At 73.6% G+C, this 22,980-nt stretch carries 18 protein-coding genes and 1 tRNA gene; 13 read left to right on the top strand and 6 right to left on the bottom strand.

What is annotated here, in order from left to right; genetic code table 11:
* The first annotated feature begins 54 nt into the window (after nucleotides 1-54).
* Complete coding sequence (locus ACFYVL_RS05370) at nucleotides 55-981, top strand: alpha/beta fold hydrolase (protein ID WP_389241474.1); 927 nt, start codon at nucleotides 55-57, stop codon at nucleotides 979-981.
* 104 nt (nucleotides 982-1,085) lie between these two features.
* Nucleotides 1,086-1,481 (top strand): MmcQ/YjbR family DNA-binding protein, encoded by a 396-nt coding sequence (locus ACFYVL_RS05365; protein ID WP_389241473.1) that lies wholly within the window; start codon nucleotides 1,086-1,088, stop codon nucleotides 1,479-1,481.
* On the opposite strand, the gene ACFYVL_RS05360 is transcribed toward ACFYVL_RS05365, so the two are convergent.
* Both ACFYVL_RS05360 and ACFYVL_RS05355 read right to left on the bottom strand, forming a co-directional pair.
* Entirely contained in the window at nucleotides 1,468-2,376 is a 909-nt protein-coding gene (locus ACFYVL_RS05360) for a transketolase family protein (RefSeq protein WP_389241472.1), read from the bottom strand. The two genes, ACFYVL_RS05365 and ACFYVL_RS05360, sit on opposite strands and share 14 nt — an antisense overlap.
* Nucleotides 2,377-2,477: 101 nt before the next feature.
* Nucleotides 2,478-3,197: a transketolase gene (locus tag ACFYVL_RS05355; protein ID WP_389241471.1), complete on the bottom strand. Its 720-nt coding sequence runs from the start codon at nucleotides 3,195-3,197 to the stop codon at nucleotides 2,478-2,480.
* Between the two features lie 134 nt (nucleotides 3,198-3,331).
* Here ACFYVL_RS05355 and ACFYVL_RS05350 point away from each other — a divergent pair.
* A tRNA-Pro gene (locus ACFYVL_RS05350) sits at nucleotides 3,332-3,405 on the top strand.
* 150 nt (nucleotides 3,406-3,555) lie between these two features.
* Here the strand turns inward: ACFYVL_RS05350 and ACFYVL_RS05345 are convergent.
* Nucleotides 3,556-3,861, bottom strand: coding sequence for a cupin domain-containing protein (locus ACFYVL_RS05345; RefSeq protein WP_389241470.1), 306 nt, complete (start codon nucleotides 3,859-3,861; stop codon nucleotides 3,556-3,558).
* Between the two features lie 254 nt (nucleotides 3,862-4,115).
* Here ACFYVL_RS05345 and ACFYVL_RS05340 point away from each other — a divergent pair, with 254 nt between their 5' ends.
* The 6 genes from ACFYVL_RS05340 (at nucleotide 4,116) to ACFYVL_RS05315 (ending at nucleotide 11,163) form a co-directional block, all read left to right on the top strand.
* Nucleotides 4,116-5,840 carry a PucR family transcriptional regulator gene (locus ACFYVL_RS05340; protein ID WP_389241469.1) on the top strand — a complete coding sequence of 575 codons (1,725 nt, stop codon included), beginning with the start codon at nucleotides 4,116-4,118 and terminating at the stop codon, nucleotides 5,838-5,840.
* Between the two features lie 275 nt (nucleotides 5,841-6,115).
* Nucleotides 6,116-7,198, top strand: a complete 1,083-nt coding sequence (locus ACFYVL_RS05335) for a M20 family metallopeptidase (RefSeq protein ID WP_389241791.1) — start codon at nucleotides 6,116-6,118, stop codon at nucleotides 7,196-7,198.
* On the top strand, nucleotides 7,195-8,064 hold the full coding sequence (locus ACFYVL_RS05330) for a GNAT family N-acetyltransferase (protein ID WP_389241468.1): 870 nt from the start codon (nucleotides 7,195-7,197) through the stop codon (nucleotides 8,062-8,064). Before ACFYVL_RS05335 ends, ACFYVL_RS05330 begins: the two co-directional genes overlap by 4 nt.
* 5 nt (nucleotides 8,065-8,069) lie before the next feature.
* Entirely contained in the window at nucleotides 8,070-9,173 is a 1,104-nt protein-coding gene (gene menC, locus ACFYVL_RS05325) for an o-succinylbenzoate synthase (RefSeq protein ID WP_389241790.1), read from the top strand.
* Between the two features lie 340 nt (nucleotides 9,174-9,513).
* Nucleotides 9,514-9,879: a bifunctional 3-phenylpropionate/cinnamic acid dioxygenase ferredoxin subunit gene (locus ACFYVL_RS05320; RefSeq protein ID WP_389241467.1), complete on the top strand. Its 366-nt coding sequence runs from the start codon at nucleotides 9,514-9,516 to the stop codon at nucleotides 9,877-9,879.
* Nucleotides 9,880-10,026: 147 nt separating this feature from the next.
* On the top strand, nucleotides 10,027-11,163 hold the full coding sequence (locus ACFYVL_RS05315) for an aromatic ring-hydroxylating dioxygenase subunit alpha (RefSeq protein ID WP_389241466.1): 1,137 nt from the start codon (nucleotides 10,027-10,029) through the stop codon (nucleotides 11,161-11,163).
* Here ACFYVL_RS05315 and ACFYVL_RS05310 read toward each other — a convergent pair.
* Nucleotides 11,135-11,881 carry an IclR family transcriptional regulator gene (locus ACFYVL_RS05310; protein ID WP_389241789.1) on the bottom strand — a complete coding sequence of 249 codons (747 nt, stop codon included), beginning with the start codon at nucleotides 11,879-11,881 and terminating at the stop codon, nucleotides 11,135-11,137. The genes ACFYVL_RS05315 and ACFYVL_RS05310 overlap by 29 nt on opposite strands.
* 164 nt (nucleotides 11,882-12,045) lie before the next feature.
* Between ACFYVL_RS05310 and ACFYVL_RS05305 the strand changes: the two genes are divergently transcribed.
* The 4 genes from ACFYVL_RS05305 to ACFYVL_RS05290 are packed head-to-tail and all read left to right on the top strand — an operon-like array spanning nucleotide 12,046 to nucleotide 19,606.
* A complete protein-coding gene (locus ACFYVL_RS05305; RefSeq protein WP_389241465.1) occupies nucleotides 12,046-14,484 on the top strand; it encodes an FAD-dependent oxidoreductase in 2,439 nt (812 codons plus the stop codon).
* A complete protein-coding gene (locus ACFYVL_RS05300; protein ID WP_389241464.1) occupies nucleotides 14,477-15,685 on the top strand; it encodes a sarcosine oxidase subunit beta family protein in 1,209 nt (402 codons plus the stop codon). The genes ACFYVL_RS05305 and ACFYVL_RS05300 overlap by 8 nt, the downstream gene beginning before the upstream one ends.
* A 50-nt stretch (nucleotides 15,686-15,735) precedes the next feature.
* On the top strand, nucleotides 15,736-18,954 hold the full coding sequence (locus ACFYVL_RS05295; RefSeq protein ID WP_389241463.1) for a sarcosine oxidase subunit delta: 3,219 nt from the start codon (nucleotides 15,736-15,738) through the stop codon (nucleotides 18,952-18,954).
* Complete coding sequence (locus tag ACFYVL_RS05290) at nucleotides 18,947-19,606, top strand: sarcosine oxidase subunit gamma (protein WP_389241462.1); 660 nt, start codon at nucleotides 18,947-18,949, stop codon at nucleotides 19,604-19,606. Before ACFYVL_RS05295 ends, ACFYVL_RS05290 begins: the two co-directional genes overlap by 8 nt.
* Here the strand turns inward: ACFYVL_RS05290 and ACFYVL_RS05285 are convergent.
* The gene (locus tag ACFYVL_RS05285) at nucleotides 19,539-21,200 is read right to left on the bottom strand and encodes a purine-cytosine permease family protein (protein WP_389241461.1); all 1,662 of its coding nucleotides are present in this window, start codon (nucleotides 21,198-21,200) and stop codon (nucleotides 19,539-19,541) included. The two genes, ACFYVL_RS05290 and ACFYVL_RS05285, sit on opposite strands and share 68 nt — an antisense overlap.
* A gap of 143 nt (nucleotides 21,201-21,343) precedes the next feature.
* Nucleotides 21,344-22,927 carry an ABC transporter substrate-binding protein gene (locus ACFYVL_RS05280; protein ID WP_389241460.1) on the bottom strand — a complete coding sequence of 528 codons (1,584 nt, stop codon included), beginning with the start codon at nucleotides 22,925-22,927 and terminating at the stop codon, nucleotides 21,344-21,346.
* Nucleotides 22,928-22,980: the final 53 nt, after the last annotated feature.

Genomic DNA, 22,980 nt, shown 5'->3' with positions numbered 1-22,980 from the left:
GGAGGGGCAGGACCGTACCCCCGTAGCAGCGGCGAAGAGAGGCAGGCCCCACCGATGACCACGACGAGCACGGCGACCGCGCACGACGGCATCCAGCTCGCGACGTACACCTGGCTGCCGGAGAGCGGACGCCAGCGGGCGTTCGTCCAGATCGCGCACGGGGCGGCCGAACACGCCCAGCGCTACGACAGGTTCGCCCGCCACCTGGTCTCGCACGGGTACGGAGTGATCGCCTCCGACCACCGCGGGCACGGCGCGACCGCCACCGGCACCGGCGGATTCGGTGTGACCGGGGAGGGCGACGCGGACAGCTGGCGGGCCATGGTCGAGGACCTGCGCACGGTCGGCGGCCAGGCGCGGGCGCTGCACCCGGGCGTGCCGGTGGTGCTGCTCGGGCACAGCCTCGGCGCGATGCTGGCCCGCGACTACGCGCAGGAGTACCCGGACGACCTCGCCGGGGTGATCCTCTCGGGGGTCTTCCGCAGCCTGCCGGGGACCGACCTGGAAGCGGCGGCGGCCCGGCTGGAGCGGGAGGTCGCCGAGCAGGGGCGCACGGCGGTCTCCGGCTTCGTCCCCGAGCGGTTCGCCTCCTTCAACGACGCCTTCGCGCACCGCACGGGCAGCGAGTGGCTCTCCCGCGACGAGGCCGAGGTGGACGCCTACGCGGCGGACGAACGCTGCGGTTTCGCCTTCAGCGCGGGCCTGGCCCTGGACTGGGTCCGCGGCATCCGCAAGCTCAACGACCCCGCGAACATCGCCCGCATCCCCGCCGACCTGCCCTTCCACCTGGCGGTCGGCACCGAGGACCCCTGCAACCAGGGCCTGACACTGCTGTACGAACTCCTGGAGGACCTGCGCTACGCGGGCATCGAGGACCTGACCTGGAAGGCGTACGAGGGCGCCCGGCACGAGATCCTCAACGAGACCAACCGGGACGAGGTGCAGGACGACCTGACGGCCTGGCTGGACAAGCACGTCTGACCGCGCGGGCGCGGGGGCGGAGCCGCCCGGCCGGTCCGGTCCCGCCGCCGCGGCCGGGTGCGCTCGCCGGGCCGGCTGTCAGTGGTGGCCCGTACGGTTCTTCCATGACCGCTTCGACCACTTCCGAGGACGTACGCAGGGTGGCGCTCGCCCTGCCGGACACGACGGAGAAGCTCGCCTGGGGGCAGCCCACCTTCCGGGTCGCGGGCAAGGTCTTCGCCGCACTCGGCGACGACGACAGCACGGTCGCCTTCAAGTGCCCGAAGGAGGAACGGGCGGAGCTGATCGCCGCCGAACCGCAGAAGTTCTTCCTCCGCGCGGGCCACGACGACAACTACAACTGGCTGCGGGCCCGGCTGGCCGCCGTGGAGGACGAGGAGGAGCTCCGCGCCATCCTCCTCGACTCCTGGCGGCAGGCCGCCCCGCGCCGGCTGCTGGCCGCCCACCCGGACCTGGCCGCACCAGGCCCGGAGCCGGGGGGTGCCGTCACGGCGTCCTGACAGCCCCGGCGAGGAAGCCGGAGATCCGCTCGCGCAGCGAGGCCGCGTCCAGCCCGTGCGCGGCGAGGTGCTCCTCCAACTGGCCGTAGCGGCGCAGCTCCCGCCGTCCGACGCCCAGGCCGAGGACCCGGTGCGGCAGATCGGCGAGCGCGTCGTTCGCGGCGGCGGTCGAGGTGCCCGCGAGGTACGGCTCGACGAGCACCACGTCCGGGTGCCCGGCGGCCCGCAGCGCGGCCCCGTCGAAGGGGCGCACGGTGGCGGCGTACAGCACCGTCACGTCGAGGTCCGCCACGGCCGCGAGCACCTGGCCGAGCATCGGCCCGACCGCGACGACGGTCCCGCCCCGGCCCTCCCGCACCGTGACGAACCCGCTGTCGCCGCGTACCGGCAGGGGGTGTGCGTTGCTCTGCAACGACAGCCGTACGTACACCCGGTCGTCCCCGGCGGCCACCGCGTGCCGCAGCAGTGTCTCCGCCTCGTCCGGATGGCCCGGCACGTGCACCGTCCACCCGTCGAGGGTGTCGAGGAGCGCCACGTCCCCCGGCGCCATGTGGGTGAAGCCGCCCGCCGGCCAGTCGTAGCTGCCCCCCGCGCTGACCAGCACACCGCCCACGTCCTGATGGCCGAAGTCGAGCTTCACCTGCTCGAAGGGCCGCTCCACCAGGAAGCTCGCGAAGGTGTGCACCACCGGCCGCAGCCCGGCGAGCGCGAGCCCGCCGCCGACGCCCACCAGCAGTTGCTCCCTGATCCCGACGTTGATCACCCGCTCCGGGTGCCGGTGCCGGGCAGGCTCGAAGCCGTCCGCGCTGATGTCGGCCAGCACGACCGCCACCCTCGGGTCCTCGTCCAGCAGATGCCCGGTGGTGGAGATGAACCGGTCCCGCATGGTGTCCATGTCACGTTCTCCTGTTTCTGTGCGTGTGGGGGAGGGGTTTCTGTGTGCGTGGGGGAGGGCCGCCCGTCCGTGGTGAGGCCCGCCCGTCCGTGGCGGGAGGGTCAGAGGGCTTCGGACTTCGGTTCGACGCGGGCCACGACCACATGGGGCCGGCCCGGGTGCGGGGCGGTGAACGCGGCGTACAGCGCCTCGTGGCCCCGGCCGTCGACGGTCCGCGCCGACCAGCCGGCCGCCTCGAAGCGGGAGGCGATGCCGCCGGGCCAGCCGTGCGTGGCCGAGGAGTTGTCGACCACGACCACGTTCAGCCGCTCCAGCCCGGCGGGTCCGGCGTACGCGATCGCCTCGTGGTTGCTGCCCTCGTCCAGTTCCGCGTCGCCGACCAGGACCCACACCGCGGGCCCGGTCCGCCGCTGCGCCCGCAGCCCCAGCGCGGTGCCCACCGCCAGCGGCAGCCCGTGCCCGAGCGACCCGCTGCCGATCTCCGCGCCCGGCACCAGCACCCGGTCCGGATGGTGCCCGAGCGGCGAGTCGTACGATCCGAACCCCGGCAGCACCTCCTCCCCGAAGTAGCCCTTCGCCGCGAGCACCGCGTAGTACGCCATCGGCCCGTGCCCCTTGGACAGCAGGAACCGGTCCCGCTCCGGGTCCGCCGCGGTGCCCGGTGACACCCGCAGCACCCGGTCGTAGAGCACCCACAGCACGTCCAGGGTCGAGGTCGCGGCGGGCCCGTGCTTCTCGTCGCCGGTCATCAGCCCCATCAGGCGCCGCAGATCGGAGTATCCGTAAGCCTCTGTCCGGGTCTGTTCCTTCGTTGTCGTCATGGATACGACCGTGCAACGTCAACCAGACTTGAGGTCAAGCGGACATCGGGGAAAGGCGTTCGCAACCACGTCCTGATGTGCGGTATTGTTCTCAAGCGCGCTCAGCCAGGGGAAACCCCAGGTCAGGCGGGCATCGGGACGTGGCGCAGCTTGGTAGCGCACTTGACTGGGGGTCAAGGGGTCGCAGGTTCAAATCCTGTCGTCCCGACTCGAAAGAGTCGTAGATCGAGGGCCGCACCGGAGGAATCCGGTGCGGCCCTCGGCCGTTCTCACCGCTCGCGCCGGAACGCTCGCTCTCACCCGACGCCCCGCGGCGGTCCGGGCGAAGGCCGGGCGGAACGGGCGGGCTGACGGGGAGTCACTCCTCCGGGAGCTCCACGATCAGCAGGGTGCCGCCGCTCCCCGGGCGGACCGTGTGGGCGGCTCCCGCCCCGACCATGAACAGCTCGCCGGGCCCCACCGACACCTCGACACCCTCCACGGTGAGCTCCAGCCGGCCGTCGAGCACGAGAAGCGCCTCGGCGGCACCGTGGCTCTCCTCCGCCACAGGCGTCCCGTCCATGCGCAGCACCTTCACACAGGCCGCCCCCACCCGGCCCAGCCGGTGGGAGCGCCACGCCTGCGGCAGTCCGGCAGCGGCTTCCAGCAGATCGATCGCACTCATGGCACACGCCTCCAGAGGGCCCCGGCCGGTCGTGTCCGGCGGGCCCGTCGAGAACTCGATGAATGCCTCGAAACCTATCTGACCTGCGACAACAGCTGGTCGACCATTTGGCAAAGAGTGCGGGCGGGCCGGGCGGCGGTACCCCGTTCCGGCAGGTGACGCGCATTCAGCCGGCCGCGGGACCGCGTACCCTCGTTCGCACATACGGACGTACCGGGACAGCCCGGTTCCCAGCTGCGGAGATGATCAGGCGCATGTCGGCGTACCCCGCCCGAAGTCTGAGCCGGGTGCTCGACGATTTCGGCCCCACCCTGCTCGACCTGCTGTACGGCGCCCCCGAGGCGGCCGCAGAGCTGGGCGGGGTCGGGATCCACGATCCGTACGACGAACAGCACTATCCGGACAACGCGCTCGTGCTCGGTGTCGGGGTGCAGGGGGCGGAGCAGGTGGCCGGGCTGCTGCGGGAGCTGGCGGGGCGGGCCGCCGCGCTCGTCGTGCGCGGGCCGGTGGCCGACGCCCGGGTGCTGGAGCCGGTCGTCGCCGAGACCGGAGTGGCGCTGCTCGCGCTCACGCGCGGCGCCTCCTGGGCCCAACTGGCAGCGATGCTCCGGACGTTGCTCGCCGAGGGCGACTTCGGCGGGGCGGACGAGCAGACCCTGGGCGGGGTGCCGTCCGGCGATCTCTTCGCGCTGGCCAACGCCATCGCCACGCTGCTGGACGCCCCCGTCACGATCGAGGACCGGCGCTCCCGCATCCTCGCCTTCTCCGGCAGGCAGGACGAGGCGGACGCCGCCCGGGTCGAGAGCATCCTGGCCCGGCAGGTGCCCGAGCGGTATCTGCGCATCCACGAGGAGCACGGGGTCTTCGCCCGGCTCTACCGGAGCGAGGGGCCCGTGCACGTGCCGGCGCCGACCTTCGGGGACGAGGTCGCGCTGCCCCGGGTCGCCATCGCGGTAAGGGCCGGCGACGAGATCCTGGGCTCCGTGTGGGCGGCGCTGCGCGAGCCCCTCACCCCGGAGCGGGAGCAGGCGTTCCGGGAGGCGGCGGGGCTGGCCGCACTCCACATGCTGCGGTTCCGCGCCGGCACCGACGCGGAGCACCGGCTGCGCGCCGATCTGGTGGCGACCGCGCTGGAGGGCGGGGCGGGAGCCACCGAGGCACTGGGCAGGCTCGGGCTGAGGGACGAGCCGATCCTGGTCATGGCCATGGGGCTCGACCCGGCGCCCGGCGAGCGGGGCGCGGCGGGGGAGGAGGGCGAGGACCACGCCCGGGTCACCGCCGAGCGGCAGCGTCTGGCGAGCGCGCTGGCGCTCCACCTGGGCGCCGTCCGGCCGCGGGCCGCCGTCGCGCTCCTCGGCGAGGTGGCCTACGCGCTCTTCCCGGTGTCCGGGGACCCGGCCGCCGCACGGGAGCGGGCCGTCCAGGTCGCGGCGAACTTCCTGCGGCGCACCGGCGACCGGGGCGGCGCCGTCATCGGCATCGGCTCGCTCGCCCAGGAACCCGCCGCCCTGGCCCGCGCGCGGGCCAACGCGGACCGGGCGCTGCGGGTGCTGTCCGAGGGCCGCACGGGCAAGCAGGTCGCCTCGATCGCCGACGTGTACACCGACGCCCTGCTCATCGAGATGCGCGACCTGGCCGCCGCGCACCGCGACGAGCTCTCCGGGCCGCTCGCCCGGCTCGCCGCGTACGACGCCAGGAACAACGCCCACCTGGTGGAGACGCTGCGGGCCTGGCTGGACGCCTTCGGGGACGTGGTCGCCGCCGCCGCGAGCCTGTTCGTCCACCCCAACACCTTCCGCTACCGGATCCGCCGGGTTTCCGAGGTGGGCCGGCTCGACCTGTCGGACCCGTCGGAGCGGTTCGCGCTCATGCTCCAGCTGCGGTTGACGGGGAGGTACGACGGACCGCAGGGCGGGCGGCGCGGCGCCGGCGGCGGGCCCGCCGAGGCCGCCCCGGCGCTCGGTCCGTCCTCCGGCTGACGTAGCGGGGACGTAGGGCTCCGCGTACGGACGGCGCGCGGCGCCGCGTAGGGAGTGCGGGACCTGCGGGGTCGTCCGCAGGTCCAAGTGGCGGCTGCCCGCTTCGTGCCCGCGGACCAACACCTACGTCCCGTGGTCTGCCTACGCTGCCTGCCCGGCCGCATTCCCCCACCCGGAGGCAACCACCCATGCAGTCCGACCGCACGAGCCCCGCATCCCCGCCCGCAGGCGCCGCGTCCGGGGCACCAGGACCGGGCCTTCCCGCCCTCGACGCCATGCTCGCCGACCTCGAAGAACTCGTGTGCTGCGAGTCGTTCTCCGCCGACCACGAGGCGGTGGCGCGCAGCGCGCGGGTCGTGGGCGAGCAGGGCGCCCGGCTGCTCGGGGCCCGGCCGGAGAACCTGGTCGTCGGCGGAGTGAGCCATCTGCGGTGGACCTTCGGCACCCCGCGCGTCCTGCTGCTCGGGCACCACGACACCGTCTGGCCGATGGGTTCCCTCGCCACCCACCCGTGGTCCGTGCGGCAGGGCATCGCCCGCGGGCCCGGGGTCTTCGACATGAAGGCCGGGCTGGTCCAGATGTTCCACGCACTGGCCTCGCTGCCCTCCCTCGACGGGGTGTGCGTGCTGGTCACCGGCGACGAGGAGGTCGGCTCGGACACCTCCCGCACACTCATCGAGGACGCCGCCCGTGCCTGCCGGGCCTCCCTCGTCCTGGAGGCGGCAGCCGCCGGGGGAGCCCTCAAGACCAGCCGCAAGGGCGTCTCCAACTACGAACTCACCGTGCACGGCCGCGCCTCCCACGCCGGTCTGGAACCCGAGAAGGGCGTCAACGCGGGGCTGGAACTCGCCCACCAGCTCCTCGCCCTCGAAGACCTCACCGCCCGGGTCACCGCACGCACCGGTACGGGCACCACCGTCACCCCCACCCTGATGCAGGCCGGCACCGCCACCAACACCGTGCCCGCCCGCGGCGAACTGAGCGTGGACGTACGGGTTCCCAGCAACGCGGCACAGACGGCCGTCGACGAGCTGATGCGCGCGCTCGCCCCCCGGCTGCCGGGTGCCCGGCTGGAGGTCACAGGCGGCCCCAACCGCCCGCCGCTGGAGGCGGACGCCTCGGGCAAGCTCTTCGAGCTGACCGCCGGGCTCGCCGGACGGCTCGGCATGGAGCCGCTGCGGCAGGCCGCCGTCGGCGGGGCCTCCGACGGCAACTACACGGCGGGCGTCGGCTGCCCCACCCTGGACGGACTCGGCGCCGTCGGTGACGGCGCCCACGCCGACCACGAGCACGTCGAGACCGCCTTCATGCCCGAGCGCGCCAGGCTCCTCGCCCACCTCGTCGGAGCACTGCGATGAGCGGCCACGACATCCGCGAACTGCACACCATGGCCGAGTTCGAAGAGGTCAGCCGGCTCTTCTGCGCCGTCTGGGGAACCGACCCCGCCAGCCCCGTCGTGCCCGCCGAGATCATGCGCGCCCTTTCCCACGCCGGGAACTACGCGGCCGGAGCGTACGAGGAAGGCCGGCTGACGGGCGCCTCCCTCGGCTTCTTCGCCGAGCCCGCGGGCACCACCCTGCACTCCCACATCACCGGCACCACCGGAGCGGGCCGCGGGACCGGGCTCGCCCTCAAGCTCCACCAGCGGCAATGGGCCCTGGACCGCGGGCTCAAGCGGATCACCTGGACGTACGACCCGCTCATCCGCCGCAACGCCCACTTCAACCTCACCAAGCTCGGCGCCCGCCCCGAGGAGTACCTCCAGTCGTTCTACGGCGCCATGGACGACGCCATCAACGGCGGCGACGAATCCGACCGGGTGCTCGCCGTCTGGGACCTCGGCCTGCCGGTCGGCCCCCGGCCCGCCCCGCACACCGGGCAACCGCACACCGCACACGCGGGAAACCCCGCGGCCCTGCCCGCAGACGTCGCGCACGCCGTCCGCGACCACGACGGACATCCCCGGCTCGGGCCGATGGACGCCGAGTTCGTCCTCGTCGAGCTGCCCGACGACATCGAGGCACTGCGCAGGACCGACGCGTCCGCCGCCCGCGACTGGCGGCTCGCCGTCCGCCAGACCCTCGGCGAACTGCTCGGGGAGGGCGCGCGGGTGGTCGCCATGCACGACCGGCGCGGCTACCTCGTCCGCCGCCCCGCCACCCCCGCGGCCTCCGGCCCGAACCCCACCCCCGTCAACGCCCACCACCCCGGGAGCCACCTGTGACCAGCCTGAAGATCTCCGGCGTCGAACTCCGCCGGATCGCGATGCCCCTCGTCTCGCCCTTCCGCACCTCCTTCGGCACCGAGACCAGCCGGGACGTGCTGCTGGTCAGGGTCGTCACCTCCGAGGGCGAGGGCTGGGCCGAGTGCGCCGCCATGTCCGAGCCGCGCTACTGCTCCGAGTACGTCGACGGGGCGCAGGACGTCCTGCGCAAGTTCCTGGTGCCCGCCCTGCCCAAGGACGGGGTGGACGCCGCCGCGGTCGGCCGCGTGCTGGAGCCCTTCACCGGGCACCGGATGGCGAAGGCGGCCCTGGAGACCGCCGTCCTCGACGCCCAGCTCCGCACCGGCGGGGAGTCGTTCGGCTCCTACCTCGGCGCCGCCCGCGACCGGGTGCCGTGCGGCGTCTCGGTGGGCATCATGGACTCGATCCCCCAGCTCCTCGACGCGGTGGAGGGCTACGTCGCCGAGGGGTACGTCCGCATCAAGCTCAAGATCGAACCCGGCTGGGACCTGGCCCCGGTCCGCGCCGTCCGCGAGCGCTTCGGCGACGACCTCCTCCTGCAGGTCGACGCCAACGCCGCGTACACCCTGGTGGACGCCCAGCACCTCGCCAAACTCGACGAGTTCGGGCTCCTGCTGATCGAGCAGCCGCTCGCCAACGACGACATGGTGCAGCACGCCCAGCTCGCCAAGCTGCTGCGCACCCCCGTCTGCCTGGACGAGTCCATCGAGTCCGCCGCCCACGCCGCGGCGGCCATCTCGCTGGGCGCGTGCTCCGTCATCAACATCAAGCCGGCCCGGGTGGGCGGCTATCTGGAGGCGCGCCGCATCCACGACCTCGCCCGCGCCCACGGCATCCCCGTCTGGTGCGGCGGCATGCTGGAGACCGGAATCGGCCGTGCCGCCAATGTGGCGCTCGCCGCCCTGCCCGGCTTCACCCTGCCCGGCGACACCTCCGGCTCGCACCGCTACTTCGCCACCGACATCACTGCGCCGTTCGTCCTCGACGACGGGCACCTGGACGTCCCCACCGGCCCCGGCCTGGGCGTCGAGCCGCTCCCCGACCTGCTCGACGAGGTGACCACCTCCACCGAGTGGATCACGCTCTGAGCCGTCCGCCCAGCAGCTCCCGGCCGGCGGGGGGGGGGGGGGGGGGGGGGGGGGGGGGGGGCGGGGGGGGCGGGGCCGGGGGGGGGGGGGGGGGGGGGGGGGGGGGGGGGGGGGGTGCGCCCCCGCGGCCCCCCCGCCCCCCCGCCCCCCCGCCCCGCCCGCCGCCCCCCCCCCCCCCCCCCGCCCGCCCCCCCCCCCCCCCCCCCCCCCCCGGCCCCCCCCCCGGGCCCCCGACCGGCTTGATTTCGACTGCCTTTGGATGCCTTGACAAGGGTTTGGGGCCGTCCCACACTGACGTTGCGTTTCCCGAGACCCGTTTCGCCATACGCACCGAGGTGTCATGATGATTCCCGCGTGCCCTCTCGTGGATCTGCCGCGAGGCGAGGCCCACCGGCTCGACATCGAACCCCCGATCACGGTGTTCCACACCGAGGACGGCGAGCTCTACGCCGTCGATGACACCTGCACCCACCAGGACGCCTCGCTCGCCGACGGCTGGGTGGAGGACTGCGCGGTGGAATGCCCGCTGCACGCCTCGAAGTTCGACCTGCGGACCGGCGCCGTGGACGCGCCGCCCGCCAAACGGCCGGTCCGCACCCACGAGGTGTTCGTCGAGAACGGCACGGTCTACGTCCGGCCGTCGGCCGAACCGGTGCCGCACGTGCCGCCCTGCGTCCTGCCCCGGCTCGCCGGAGAACGCGCCTGAGGCGCTCCGCCCGACGCGATGCGCTCCGTGAGAACCCCTGCCGTTGACGCGATCTGACGTTCTGTCAGCTGCTTTGCGTACTCGCTGCCCGACCCGGGCGCGGCCCCGCCTCCCACCCCGGCACCACCCGCCCCCGAGGAGCGCACCGTGACCTCGAACAGCCTGCCGGACTGTCTGATCGCCACCCTCCCCGGTCCCGCCTACACGGACCCGGCCGTCTTCGCCCAGGAGCAGGAGCGCATCTTCGAGGCCCTGTGGGTGTGTGCCGTGCGCGCCGCCGACCTCGACGTGCCCGGCGCCTTTCGGACCGTGCAGGTGGGCCGCGAGAACATCCTGGTCACCCGTGCCGGGGACGGCTCCGTGCACGCCTTCTTCAACGTCTGCCGGCACCGCGGCGCCAGGCTGTGCGCCGACGCCGCGGGCCGGGTGGAGCGGGCCTTCCGGTGCCCGTACCACGCCTGGACGTACGGCCTGTCCGGCGAACTGGTCGCCGCCCCCAACCTGACCCGGATGACCGGCATCAGCCGCACCGGGTACGGCCTGGTGCCGGTCGCCACCCGCCAATGGCTCGGCTACGTGTGGGTGTGCCTCGCCCCCGAGCCGCCGCCGTTCGACGACGTGGTGGGGGAGGTCGCCGCGCGCCTCGGCGGCGCCGGGGCCGTCGAGCGCTACGACGTCGCGGGCCTCGGGCTCGGCAGGAGGATCCGCTACGACGTCGCCGCGAACTGGAAACTGATCGTCGAGAACTTCATGGAGTGCTACCACTGCGCCACGATCCACCCCGAACTCACTGAAGTGATACCGGAGTTCGCGAACGGCTACGCGGCCCAGTGCTTCGTCGGCCACGGCGCCGCCTTCGACGACGGGGCCAAGGGATTCACCGTCGACGGCTCCGAGGGCCTGGAGCGGCTGCCCGGCATCTCGCCCGGCCAGGACCGCCGCTACTACGCCGTCACCGTCAGGCCGCAGGTGTTCGTCAACCTCGTCCCCGACCACGTGATCCTGCACCGGCTGTTCCCGCTCGCCCCGGACCGCACCCGCGTCGAGTGCGACTGGCTCTACCTTCCGCACGTCGTCGACAGCGGCCAGGACCTCGGCCGCTCCGTGGAGCTCTTCGACCGCGTCAACCGGCAGGACTTCGCCGCCTGCGAGCGCTGCCAGCCCGCGATGGACTCCCGGACCTACGCCACGGGCGGCGTACTGGTGCCCAGCGAGCACCACATCGGCGAGTTCCACGACTGGGTGCGCGCACGGCTCAGCCCAGGAACCCCATCCGATGACTGATCTCCGCCGCACCCGTGACCAGCACCGGAGCCAGCCGGTGCATCCGCTCCTCGGTGAACCGGTACGAGGGACCCGACGCGCTCAGCGCCGCGATCACCACCCCGTCCCGGTCGCGGACCGGCGCGGCGATCGCGTGCAGCCCGACCTCCAGCTCCTCCACGGTCCACGCGTACCCGCGCCGCCGCGCCTGCGCGAGGTTCCGCTCCAGCTTCGGAGCCGAGGTCAGGGTGCGCGGCGTCAGCCGCTCCAGGCCCGCCTCGGCCAGCACCGCGGCCCGCTCCGCGGCCGGCAGGTGGGCCAGCAGGACCTTGCCGCTGGAGGTGGCGTGCAACCGGGTCAGCTGCCCCACCCAGTTGTGCGCGGCCACGGCCCCGGGGCCGCGCACCTGGTACAGGTTGATCGCGTAGGTCTCCTGGAGCACCGCGATGTTGACCGTCTCGCCCAGCTCCTCGGCGAGCCGCTCGCAGACCGGCCGCCCCTGCTGGGTGATGTCGATGCGCCCGGTGACGGCACCGGCCAGCCGCACGATGCCGAAGCCCAGCCGGTACTTGCCCCGCTCGCCCGTCTGCTCCACCAGGCCCCGCGCCTCCAGTGCGCCCAGCAGCCGGAACGCGGTGGACTTGTGCACCTCGATCTCGGCGGCCACCTCGCTGACCCCGGCCCTGCCGCGGCGCGCCAGGATCTCCAGCACGCTGATGGCGCGGTCGACGGACTGCACTCCGCCGGACTGCCCGCCCGAACTCCCGCTCTCTGGGCTGTAGTTGCTCACGGCGGAACTATAGGCGCAGGACACAACGGCCGGGCCGGCCACCGGGCGGCCCGGCGGAGAAGCCCAACAAAACAGACGAGGACCCCAACACCGGTCGAGCAGGAGGTGCGGCGATGACGGGACCCCGCGTGGTCGTCATCGGAGCGGGCGTGGTCGGAGCGGCGCTCGCCGACGAGATCTCCGCACGCGGCTGGACGGAGGTGACGGTCGTCGACCAGGGCCCGCTGCCCGCCACAGGCGGATCCTCGTCGCACGCCCCCGGCCTGGTCTTCCAGGCCTCGCCGTCCAGGACGATGACCGAGCTGGCCCGCAGCACCGTCGAGAAGTTCCGCACCCTCGACGTCGCGGGACGGCCCTGTTTCCTCCCGGTCGGCGGCCTCGAAGTGGCCACCGGCCCCGGACGCCTCGCGGAACTGCACCGCCGCCACGGCTGGCTCACCTCCTGGGGCGTCGCCTCCCGGGTCGTCGACGCGGACGAGTGCGCCGCCCGGCACCCGCTGCTCGACCGGGACCGCCTCCTGGGCGGACTCCTGGTGCCCACCGACGGCCTGGCCAGGTCCGTACTCGCCGTACAGGCACAGCTCCGTGCCGCCGCCGGACGCGGCGTGCGCCTGCTCGCCCGGCACGAGGTCCTCGACGTGCGGCACACCGGAGGCCGGGTGACCGGGGTGCGCACCGACCGGGGCGACATCGCCGCCGACATCGTGGTGTGCTGCGCCGGCATCTGGGGCCCGCGGATCGCCCGGATGGCCGGGACGGACCTGCCGCTCACCCCGCTGGCCCACCAGTTCGCCTGGACCCGGCCGCTGCCCGCCCTCGCGGGCCGCACCGCGGAGGCGGTCCACCCGGTCCTGCGCCACCAGGACGCCGACCTGTACTTCCGGGAGCGCTACGACCGGCTGGGCATCGGCTCCTACGGGCACCGCCCGATGCCGGTGAGCGCCGACGACATCCGCCCCCTCGACGCGGCGGACGGCATGCCCTCGGTGCTGAAGTTCACCGGGGACGACTTCGCCGACGCGTGGCGCGAGACCCGGTCGCTGCTGCCCGCGACCGGCGCCGCCGGGATCGAGGAGGGCATCAACGGCCTGTTCTCCTTCACCACCGACGGCCTGCCGCTCCTCGGCGAATCCCCGCAGCTGCGCGGATTCTGGGTGGCGGAGGCCGTCTGGGTCACCCACTCCGCGGGCGTGGCACGCGCCATGGCCGAGTGGCTGGTCGACGGCCACTGCTCCTCCTTCGACCTCCACGAGTGCGCCGTCGACCGCTTCGAGCCGCACCAGCTCGCCCCCGCGTACGTCCTGGCCCGCGGCTGCCGCAACTTCGCCGAGGTCTACGACATCCGGCACCCCCTCCAGCCCTCCGGACCCCCGCGCCCGGTCCGCACCAGCCCCTTCCACCCCCGCCAGCACGAGCTGGGCGCCCGCTTCCTGGAGGCCGGCGGCTGGGAACGCCCCCAGTGGTACGAGTCCAACTCGCCCCTCCTGGAGGGACTTGGGATCCCCACGCCGAACGACTGGGCCGCCCGCCACTGGTCGCCGGTCGTCGGCGCCGAGGCGCTGACCACGCGCCGGACCGTGGCCCTCTACGACATGACGGCCCTCAAGCGGCTCGAAGTCGCCGGACCCGGTGCCGCCGCCTTCCTGGAGCGGATGTGCACCGGCCGGGTCGACCGGCCGGTCGGCAGTGTGACGTACACCCTGCTCCTGGACGTGCACGGCGGCATCAGGAGCGACATCACCGTCGCCAGGACCGGCCCCGAGCGCTTCCAGGTCGGTGTCAACGGTCACACCGACCTCCAGTGGCTCACCCGCCACCTGCCCGCGCAGGACACCGTGCGGATCCGCGACCTCACCCCCGGCACCTGCTGCGTCGGCCTGTGGGGACCGCTCGCCCGCGAGGTCCTGCAACCCCTCACCGACACGGACTTCTCCGACCGGGGCCTGGGCTACTTCCGCACCCGGAGCGCGTACATCGGCTGCGTGCCGGTCACCGCGATGCGGCTGAGCTACGTCGGTGAACTCGGCTGGGAGCTGTACACCACCGCCGACCTCGGCCTCGCGCTGTGGGACACGCTGTGGCGGGCGGCCCGGCCGCTGGGCGGCATCGCGGCGGGCCGCAGCGCCTTCCAGAGCCTCCGGCTGGAGAAGGGCTACCGGGCCTTCGGCACCGACATGACGTACGAGCACGACCCGTACGAGGCCGGGCTCGGCTTCGCCGTCAAGCCGGACAAGGGCGACTTCATCGGCCGGGCGGCGCTGGAGAGGCGCAGGTCCGAGGTCCGCCGCAGACTGACCTGCCTGACCGTCGAGGACCCGCACGACATCGTCATGGGCGGCGAACCGGTGTACGAGGGCGGACGCCCGGCCGGGTACGTCACCAGCGCGGCGTACGGCTACACGATCGGCCGGGGCATCGCCTACGCCTGGCTCCCCGCCGAACTCACCGCACCCGGCACCACCCTCCACATCGGCTACTTCGACCGGCGCGTCGAGGCGGTCGTCGCCGAGGAGCCCCTGTTCGACCCGGCCATGTCCCGGCTCCGTGGCTAGCGCGCGGCCCGGCCGGCTGTGGCGCTCGCCCGAGCCCCGGCGGTCGTACGAGGTGGTGATCGTGGGCGGCGGCGGACACGGCCTGGCCACCGCCCACTACCTGGCGAGGAACCACGGCATCACGGACGTCGCCGTCCTGGAGAAGGGCTGGCTCGCGGGCGGGAACATGGCCCGCAACACCACGATCATCCGCTCCAACTACCTCCTCGACGCAAGCGCGGGCATCTACGAGCACGCGCTCACCCTGTGGGAGGGACTGGAGGCGGAACTGGACCGTCCGATCCTCTTCTCGCAGCGCGGAGTGCTCAACCTCGCCCACAGCCTCCAGGACGTCCGCGACGGTGTCCGGCGGGTCGGGGCGAACCGGCTCAACGGCATCGACGCCCACTGGCTGGACCCGGCACAGGTCAAGGAGGTCTGCCCGATCGTCGACATCTCACCGGACGTACGGCATCCGGTCCTGGGCGCCACCTACCAGCCGCGCGCGGGCATCGCCAAGCACGACCACGTCGCCTGGGCACTGGCCCGGTCCGCGGACGCCGCCGGCGTCGACCTGATCCAGGACTGCGAGGTCACCGGCCTCGACATCACCGGCGGGCGGGTCGTCGGCGTGCGGACCACCCGGGGCCGGATCGCGGCGGGCAAGGTGGCGCTGTGCGCGGCCGGGCACACCTCGGTGCTCGCGGCCATGGCGGGCATCGAACTCCCCCTGCAGAGCCACCCGTTGCAGGCACTGGTCTCCGAACTGCTGGAACCCGTGCACCCGACGGTCGTCATGTCCAACGCGGTGCACGTGTACGTCAGTCAGGCGCACAAGGGGGAACTGGTCATGGGGGCGGGCATCGACCCGTACACCTCGTACACCCAGCGCGGCGCCTTCCACGTCATCGAGGACCAGATGGCCGCCGCGGTGGAGCTGTTCCCGGTCTTCGCCCGCGCCCATGTGGTGCGCACCTGGGGCGGCATCGTCGACGTCACCCCCGACGCCTCGCCCGTCGTCGGGCTCTCCCCGGTGACCCACCTCTACCTCAACTGCGGCTGGGGCACGGGCGGGTTCAAGGCCACCCCGGGCGCCGGCGCGGTCTTCGCGCACACCATCGCCCACGACGCGCCGCACCCGCTGAACGCCCCCTTCTCCCTGGACCGTTTCACCACCGGCGCGCTCGTCGACGAACACGGCGCCGCCGCGGTGGCCCACTAGAGACCGCCAGGGACCACGAGGGTCACGAGGGACACGAGGGAGCCGACCGGATGCTGCTGATTCCCTGCCCGTGGTGCGGGCCGCGCGACGAGACCGAGTTCAGGTACGGAGGCCAGGCGCACGTCCCGTACCCCGAGGACCCCGCGGCCCTGACCGACGAGGAATGGGCCCGCTACCTCTTCTTCCGCGCCAACCCCAAGGGCCCCTCCGAGGAACGCTGGAGCCACACGGCGGGCTGCCGCCGCTGGTTCCCCCTCCTCCGCGACACCACCACACACCAGATCCTCACCCCCCACCCGACCCCCCTTGGGCGGCGGGGCCGCCCCCCGGGGGCGGAACGGGCGGGCAAGGGGGCGGCCCCCGGCGGAGCCGAACCCCCCACCCCCGCCCAGCCCCATACCTCCCGCACCCCCCTCCACTTCCACTTCAACGGCACCCCCTTCACCGGCCACCAAGGCGACACCCTCGCCGCCGCCCTCCTCGCGAACGGCCTCATCCACACCTCCACCAGCATCGAACTCCACCGCCCCCGCGGCATCTTCTCGGCCGGCCCCGAGGAGCCCAACGCCCTCGTCCAGATCGAAGCCCCCTTCCCCGAACCGATGCTGCCCGCCACCACCGTCGAGCTGTACGACGGCCTCGTCGCCACCGGTCTGCCCGGCCGGGGCCGCCTGGCCACCGTCCCCGACCCGGCCCGCTACGACGCGATCCACACCCACTGCGACCTCCTCGTGGTCGGCGCCGGACCCGCCGGTCTCGCCGCCGCGACGGCCGCCGCCCACAGCGGCGCCCGCGTCGTGCTCGCCGACGACGGCCCCGCCCCGGGCGGCAGCCTCACCGGCACGGGGCGCCTCCCCGGCTGGGCGGAGGAGACCACGGCCCGCCTCGAAGCCGCCCCCGAGGTACGCGTCCTGCGCCGCACCACCGTCTTCGGCCACTACGACGACAACCACCTCCTCGCCGTCGAACGCCGCACCCCCCACCTCGGCGCCGCCGCCCCCGCCGCTCTCTCCCGCGAACGCGTCTGGCGGATCCGGGCCCGCCGGGTCGTTCTGGCCACCGGCGCCCACGAGCGCTCGCTCGCCTTCCCGGACAACGACCGCCCCGGCGTGATGCTGGCCGCGTCGGCCCGGACCTACGTCAACCGCTTCGGGGTGCTGCCCGGCCGCCGGGCGGTCGTCCTCACCACCAACGACAGCGCCTACGCCGCCGCGCTCGACCTCGCCGGGGCCGGCGCGCGGGTGGCGGCGATCGTCGACACCCGCCCGGACGCGGGGGAGTGGGCCCGGCGCGCACGCCGGGCGGGCATCGAGGTACTCACCGCGCACGCCGTCATCGGCACGGCGGCCGACGCACCCGACACCCCCGACGGAGACCGGCAAGACCTCTCCGGCCACACCCCCACCGGCCGTACTCCCTCCGGCCCCGCTCCCGCCCTCGGCACCCGCCTCACCTCCGTCACCGTCGCCCCCTTCGGCCGCTCCTCACCCACCCGGGAGTTCCCCGCCGACCTCCTGCTCGTCTCCGGCGGCTGGAACCCCGTCACCCACCTCTACAGCCAGGCGGGCGGCCGGCTCCGGTACGACGAGGTGCTCGGCTGCTTCGTGCCCGACGGCTGCCGGCAGGCCGTCGAGGCCGTCGGCGGCGCGGACGGCGTGTTCGACCTGGCCGAAGTGCTCGCCCAGGGAGCGGCGGCGGGGGCCAGGGCGGTGGAGGCGGAGGGCCACCCGGCCGCCGCACCCGTGCTGCCCCGGGTGGCCACCGAGCCGTACACCCCGCCCATGCACGTCTTCCGCGTGCCGGGCACCGCGGGCGGCGACAGCGCGCCGGAGTTCGTCGACCTCCAGCGGGACGTCACCGTCGCCGACCTGGCCCGTGCGACGGCCGCCGGGCTGCGCTCCCTCGAACACACCAAGCGCTACACCACCGCGGGCACCGCCAACGACCAGGGCAAGACCTCCGGAGTGCTCGCCGGAGGCGTGGTCGCCGAACTCCTCGGTGTCGAGGTCTCCGCGCTCGGCACGACCACCTTCCGCCCGCCCTTCACCCCCGTCGCCTTCGCCGCGCTCGCGGGCCGCAACCGCGGCGCCCTGCTCGACCCGGTCCGTGTCACGGCCCTGCACGAACGGCACGTCGAGCACGGCGCCGTCTTCGAGGACGTCGGCCCGTGGAAGCGCCCCCGCCACTATCCGCGCGACGGCGAGGACATGGCGGCGGCCGTGCTGCGGGAGTGCACGGCCGCCCGCGGGGCCGTCGCCCTGCTGGACGCCTCCACCCTCGGCAAGATCGACGTCCAGGGCCCGGACGCGGCCCTCCTCCTCGACCGGCTCAGCACCCGGACGCTCAGCACCCTGCGGACCGGTGCGATCCGCTACCACGTCATGTGCCGCGCGGACGGCATGGTCCTCGACGACGGCACCGCCGCCCGCCTGGCCCCGGACCGCTTCCTGCTCACCACCACCACGGGAAACGCGGCGGCCGTCCTCGACTGGATCGAGGAATGGCTCCAGACGGAGTGGACCGAGCTGCGCGTCCACTGCACCTCGGTCACCGAACAGTGGGCCACCCTGGTCCTGACCGGCCCCCGCTCCCGGTCCGTACTGGCCTCGCTGGCACCGGAGTTGGCGTGCGACAACGAGAGCTTTCCGTTCATGACCCTGCGGGAGACCTCCGTCGCGGGCATCGCGGCCCGCGTCTGCTTCTCCGGCGAACTGGCCTATGAGCTGAACGTGTCCCCCTGGCACGCGGTCGCCCTCTGGGACGCGCTGCGCGAGGCCGGGGCACCGTACGGCATCACCCCGTACGGCACCGAAACCATGCACGTACTGCGCGCGGAGAAGGGCTACCCGGTCATCGGGCAGGACACCGACGGCACCGTCACCCCGTACGACCTCGGCCTCGGCTGGGCGGTGTCGGCCAAGAAGCGCGACTTCCTCGGCAAACGCTCCTTCACCAGGCCCGACACCGCGCGCCCCGACCGCAGGCAGCTGGTCGGACTGCTCCCCGAGGACCCCGCCACCCTGCTGCCCGAGGGGACACAACTGGTGGCCCGGAGCCCGCTGCCCGCCCCGCCGGTGCCGATGCTCGGCCACGTCACCTCCAGCTACCGCAGCGCCGCGCTCGGCCGGACCTTCGCGCTCGGCCTGGTCGAGGGCGGACGCGGGCGCGTCGGCGACCGGCTCTACGCCCCGGTGGCGGACCGGCTGGTCCCGGTGACCGTGGTGGACCCTGTCCAGTACGACCCCGAAGGAGCCCACCGCGATGGCTGACACCACCCCCGGCCGCAGCCCCCTGGCGGGCGCCGCCGCACGGCTGGCCGCCGCGTCCCGTGCCTCCCGGGGAGCGGTCCGGCTGGCCGAACTGCCCTTCCTCGCCCAGCTCGACGTACGTACGGACGCCAAGGGCGCGGCGGCGGACGCCGTCGGGCTCGCGCTGGGCGTTCCGCTGCCGCTCGAACCGAACACCGCCGTCCGGGCGGGGCCTTCGGCGGTGCTGTGGCTCGGCCCCGACGAGTGGCTGGTGGTGGGGCCGCCGGGCACCGGGGGCGGCCTGGAGCACCGGATCAGGGCGGCGGCCGGCCGCGGGGTGGTCGCCGTCACCGATGTCTCCGCCCGGCGCACCACCCTCCTCGTCGGCGGCCCCCGCGCCCGCGACCTGCTCGCCCACGGCTGTGCCCTCGACCTGCATCCGCGCGCCTTCGCCGACGGGCAGTGCGCGCAGACCACCCTGGCCCGCGTCCAGGTCGTGCTGGTGGCCGGGCCGGGCGCCGGGTGCCGGGTCCTGGTGGGCGCGTCGTACGCCGGTCACCTGGCCGACTGGCTGCTGGACGCGGCGACCGAGTACGCCGGTGGCCTCAGCGAACCCGGGCGGGCAGTACGTGCGTACCCTCCCGGTCCGTCGACAGGCACAGCGAGCAGATGATCCCGCCCCGGGCGCTGGCCAGCACGTCGGGACGCTCGAAGGGCTGCTCGCACACCCCGCAGTCGTACACCGTGCCGCTCGGGTTGCCGTCCGCGTCGAGCAGCGGCTCGGCGATGCCGTCGTCGGTGCGGCGCAGGTAGTAGCGGCCCCGGGTGAGCACGGCCGTCGCGGGCGTCAGGAGCACCGCGACGACCACCGCGACCACCGGCGAGTACGGCTGGAGCGCCCGGCCGAACAGGCCGAAGTACACGGCGATGGACAGCAGCGACGACGCGAGGAAGGAGACCAGCCCGACCGGGTTGACCGCGTACAGCATCCCGCGCCGGAACTCCGGCTGCTTCGGCGACAGCTTCAGCAGGTACTTGTTGACCCCGATGTCGGTGGCGACGGTGACCACCCACGCCATGGCGCAGTTCGCGTAGAAGCTGAGCACGCTGTTGAGCAGGGCGAACATGTCCGCCTCCATCAGGACCAGCGAGATCGCCAGATTGACCAGGACGAAGACGGTGCGGCCCGGGTAGTGCTTGGTGACCCGGGTGTAGGAGTTGGTCCAGGCGAGCGAGCCCGAGTAGGAGTTGGTGACGTTGATCTTCACCTGGCTGAGGACCACCAGCAGCAGCGCCAGCGGCACGACCAGCCACCCCGGCATCAGTTGCTTGAACGCCGCGGTGAACTGCTCGATCGGCTCGACGGCCGCGGCGACACCCACCGCGTCCACGATGTACACGGCGAGGAAGACGCCGATCGCCTGCTTCAGCGCGCCGAAGACCACCCAGCCGGGTCCGGCGAGCAGGGTCGCGGTCCACCAGGAGCGCTTGTTGGCCTCCGTCCGCGGCGGCATGAACCGCAGGTAGTCGATCTGCTCGCCGATCTGTCCCATCAGGGAGAGGCAGACACCGGCGCCCAGCACGACGGCCGCCGTCGAGATCCCGCCGTCGCCCGAGCCGCCCCCGTACGCGAGGAAGCGCCCGACCGCGTCCGGCTCGGTCGCCACGACGTACACCAGGGGCGCGACGATCAGCACGATCCACAGCGGGTTCGTCCACGACTGGAGCTTGGTGAGCGCCTTCATCCCGTAGATCACCAGCGGGACGATGACCAGGGTGGACAGGGCGTAGCCCGCCCACAGGGGCATCCCCAGGGCGAACTTGAGGCCCTGCGCCATGATGGCGCCCTCGGTGGCGAAGAAGATGAAGGTGAAGCTGGCGAAGATGACGCTGGTGAGGACCGAACCGTAGTAGCCGAAGCCCGAGCCGCGGGTGATCAGGTCCAGGTCGAGGTTGTAGCGCGCCGCGTAGTAGGCGAGCGGGATGCCGGAGACGAAGATGACGGCGGCGGCGACCAGGATGGACAGCAGGGCGTTCCCGGTGCCGTGGGCCATGCCGATGCCCGCTCCGATGGAGAAGTCGGCCATGTACGCGATGCCGCCCAGCGCGGAGGCACCGACGACGGCCGGGGTCCAGCGGCGGTAGCCGCGCGGCGCGAAGCGGAGGGTGTAGTCCTCCAGGGTCTCCGAGGCGGGGGACCGGGTGGCGGACCGCGGCGGGGCGCCCGGCGGCCGGGGCTCGACGGCGGGCGTCTGATCGACCGTCACGGATGCCTCCAAGGGGGTGGGGGTGGGGACCGTGACGGGTGACAGTAGGGAGCCGGTGTTTCCGGCCGCACTCCCGTGTGTAACGCACGTATTTCCCCGGCCGGTTGGCGGTCACCGGCCGTCCGCCCCGCGGCGGCCCCCGCCTACCCGGTGACGTCCTTGGTGGTCAGCGGGCTCCCGCCCTGTGCCGACACCGCGAGGGTGGACACCGAACCGTCCTTGCCGATCTCGATGATCGGCACCGCCTTCCGCTCCGGCGACCCGTCGCTCCCCAGCGAGATCAGCCCGCTCGCGCCCTGCACGGCCTCGGTGCCGTGCAGCGAACCCCATATCTGGATGACCTCCGAACCGGACACCGCACCGTTGTTGTTCACGGAGTTCTCCGCGACGAGACGGATCCCGGCGACCGCGGTGAGCACCGCGTCGTGCCCCATGATGGCCTGCCCGTCGTCCAGCGCCTCCTCCTTGAACGTCGTACGGAACCGGCCGCCCTCGCCGAACGACGGCTTCGCCGCCCCCGGATACGCGGTGGGCCGCAGCTTCCAGCTCCCCGGGTGCGCGAGCCCCGTGTAGACCAGCCGCACGTTGCCGTCCCGCAGGGTGTCCTTGATGTCCTGGAAGCCGGCCGCCTGCGCGGTCTGCGAGGCGTCGTCGCCGGAGATCACCAGCACCGGCCGGTCGTTGGCGCAAGGGCGGTCCTTGAGCGGTGCCAGGAAGCGGGGCAGGTCGATGCCCCGGCCCGCGAAGTAGACGACGTCCGGCTTGGCCGCGCAGATCGTCGACATCCGGGTCTTGAACGCGGTGGCCACCCCGGCCTGCGACGAGTCGTACTTCTCGGTCTTCGCCGCCAGCCGCTCGGGCGGGAGGGCGGCCAGGAACCTGTCCCCGAGCGTCTTGGTGTAGTGGTCGTCCGCCCGCTGGTCCTGCACCACCAGCACCCGCTTGCGGACGTTCTCCTTCTGCCGCAGGAACGCGGCGGCGGCCGACGCCTCGTCCGAGTTGACCGGCGCGACCCGCACCAGGCCCGGCACCTTGCTGAGGGTGTCGGCGGTCAGCACCGAGCCCACCGCGGCGAGCTGCAGCCCCTTCTCGGCCGGCGGGGCGGTGATCCGGCGGATCACTCCCTCGGTGGCCCGGGTGCTGGTGCCGAGCCCGGCGACCGCGACGATGCGCTCCGGTGCCGTACGCAGCCGGATCTGCTCCAGCGTGGTGTCGGCCTGCGCTGCGCCGTTCCCCAGGTGGCCGAGGAGCAGCTTGATCTTCGGGGTGTCGCCGTACTTGTTGGTGTGGTTGGCCTCCATCTGCGCGGTGTACGCGCCCTGGAGCTCGTGGCGCACCGAGTCGGGGGTGTTGGTGTCCTTGGCGTCCGGGACCATCGACATCAGATAGACGATGCCGACGTGGCTCACCCCGCCCTTCTTCGCCGACTCCTCGTCCACCGTGTCGTTCTCCGCCTTGATCCGCTCGAAGAGGGGACCGAGGTTCTTCTCGTCGAAGTGGTACGAGCCGTCGGTGAGGCCGACGCACACACCTTCGACCCGCACCACGCCCTCGGCGCACGAGGTGTCCACCGGCGGATCGGGCCGCAGTATCCACACCAGAGCGCCCGCCACCACGGCCAGCACGGCCACGAGGGAGATCGCGTTGCCCGGCCAGCGCCGCCACCACGGCGGCAGCTCTCCCACCCAGCCGGAGCGGCGCTCCCGGTTCCCGCGCAGCCACCCCATGTGCGGCCCCCTCTTCCTCAAGCGATAGACCCAGCAGTGGAGTTGATGTGTCG

The organism is Streptomyces sp. NPDC004111, from assembly GCF_042874215.1.
Classification (GTDB): domain Bacteria; phylum Actinomycetota; class Actinomycetes; order Streptomycetales; family Streptomycetaceae; genus Streptomyces.
Note: the sequence above shows the minus strand (reverse complement) of the source record. Positions and strands in the feature narration are given on the sequence as shown.

What these genes read in the sequence shown, in the direction of transcription:
- ACFYVL_RS05340 (WP_389241469.1), top strand. Translation starts at nt 4,116, where the DNA reads ATGTCGGCGTACCCCGCCCGAAGTCTGAGCCGGGTGCTCGACGATTTC.
- ACFYVL_RS05345 (WP_389241470.1), bottom strand. Translation starts at nt 3,861, where the DNA reads ATGAGTGCGATCGATCTGCTGGAAGCCGCTGCCGGACTGCCGCAGGCG.
- ACFYVL_RS05370 (WP_389241474.1), top strand. Translation starts at nt 55, where the DNA reads ATGACCACGACGAGCACGGCGACCGCGCACGACGGCATCCAGCTCGCG.
- ACFYVL_RS05360 (WP_389241472.1), bottom strand. Translation starts at nt 2,376, where the DNA reads ATGGACACCATGCGGGACCGGTTCATCTCCACCACCGGGCATCTGCTG.
- ACFYVL_RS05320 (WP_389241467.1), top strand. Translation starts at nt 9,514, where the DNA reads ATGATGATTCCCGCGTGCCCTCTCGTGGATCTGCCGCGAGGCGAGGCC.
- ACFYVL_RS05280 (WP_389241460.1), bottom strand. Translation starts at nt 22,927, where the DNA reads ATGGGGTGGCTGCGCGGGAACCGGGAGCGCCGCTCCGGCTGGGTGGGA.
- ACFYVL_RS05335 (WP_389241791.1), top strand. Translation starts at nt 6,116, where the DNA reads ATGCTCGCCGACCTCGAAGAACTCGTGTGCTGCGAGTCGTTCTCCGCC.
- ACFYVL_RS05305 (WP_389241465.1), top strand. Translation starts at nt 12,046, where the DNA reads ATGACGGGACCCCGCGTGGTCGTCATCGGAGCGGGCGTGGTCGGAGCG.
- ACFYVL_RS05290 (WP_389241462.1), top strand. Translation starts at nt 18,947, where the DNA reads ATGGCTGACACCACCCCCGGCCGCAGCCCCCTGGCGGGCGCCGCCGCA.
- ACFYVL_RS05365 (WP_389241473.1), top strand. Translation starts at nt 1,086, where the DNA reads ATGACCGCTTCGACCACTTCCGAGGACGTACGCAGGGTGGCGCTCGCC.
- ACFYVL_RS05330 (WP_389241468.1), top strand. Translation starts at nt 7,195, where the DNA reads ATGAGCGGCCACGACATCCGCGAACTGCACACCATGGCCGAGTTCGAA.
- ACFYVL_RS05295 (WP_389241463.1), top strand. Translation starts at nt 15,736, where the DNA reads ATGCTGCTGATTCCCTGCCCGTGGTGCGGGCCGCGCGACGAGACCGAG.
- ACFYVL_RS05355 (WP_389241471.1), bottom strand. Translation starts at nt 3,197, where the DNA reads ATGACGACAACGAAGGAACAGACCCGGACAGAGGCTTACGGATACTCC.